This is a genomic window from Gilliamella sp. Choc5-1 (assembly GCF_001690595.1).
Classification (GTDB): Bacteria; Pseudomonadota; Gammaproteobacteria; order Enterobacterales; family Orbaceae; genus Gilliamella; species Gilliamella apicola_M.
Window position 1 is genome coordinate 1 of the sequence record NZ_LZHH01000032.1, and the last position, 907, is coordinate 907.

1 protein-coding gene is annotated in these 907 nt (G+C 36.7%); it reads right to left on the minus strand.

What is annotated here, in order from left to right; genetic code table 11:
• Positions 1–755 (minus strand): IS3 family transposase (locus A9G35_RS02950; protein ID WP_335340469.1); only part of this gene is annotated, 755 nt, incomplete at its 3' end.
• Positions 756–907 lie beyond the last annotated feature (152 nt).

A 907-nucleotide genomic window follows, 5' to 3' on the forward strand; every position in this document is an offset into this window, starting at 1 on the left:
GCATAAGCCGAAAAAGCGCGTTGTAACTCAGCCGTTGAGTTAAAACGTTGGCCTTTTACAAATTCCGTTTTAATTGTTTTAAATGTCGCTTCCGCTACCGCATTATCATAAGGACATCCTTTCTTGCTTAATGAATGCGTGATATTAAATGTCTTAAAACAATCCGCTAATAACCGATTATCAAACTCTTTACCGCGGTCTGAATGAAATAAATCTAATTTCGATAATGGCAGTTTAATTTGGCTTAATGCCGACATAACAAGCTCTGCTGTTTTATGTTGGCCAACATGGTAACCGACAATCTGCCTATCGGATAAGTTCACTAAAACACATAAATAGTTCCAACGTTGCTTAACTTGAATATAGGTTAAATCCGCAACAACAATTTGTTTTTTATCACCTACATCAAATTGTCGTTGCAGGTGATTTTCTGTGGCGGTTTCATTCACTTCCGTATTGTGAGATTGATAACGTTTAACGGTGTATTTGGATACCAGCAATAAGGCTTTCATCACCCGAGCAATGTAACGGCGTGACACCCAAATATTCTCTTTTTGTAAATCAAAACGAATTCGTCTTGTACCATAAGACTGATAGCTTTGATTAAATAGCGTCACGATTTTATCGGCATAAAGCCCTACTGATTTTTGTCTATTCAATTTACACTGATAATAAGCATAATATCTTGATAATCCTAAATATTGACATAGTTTTGTTATGCTATAACGATGTCGATTTGCTTTTAGGATAGCGATTTTCGCCCTATTATCAGTGCTGCTTGCTTTAGAATATCGTTTTCCATACGCAGCTGTTTAAGCTCTTTACGCAACGCGATTAGCTCTTGTTCTTGTGGACTGCGATTATCTTTTGTTTTAAATGAGCCACTTTGGCTTGATTGCGTTATCCA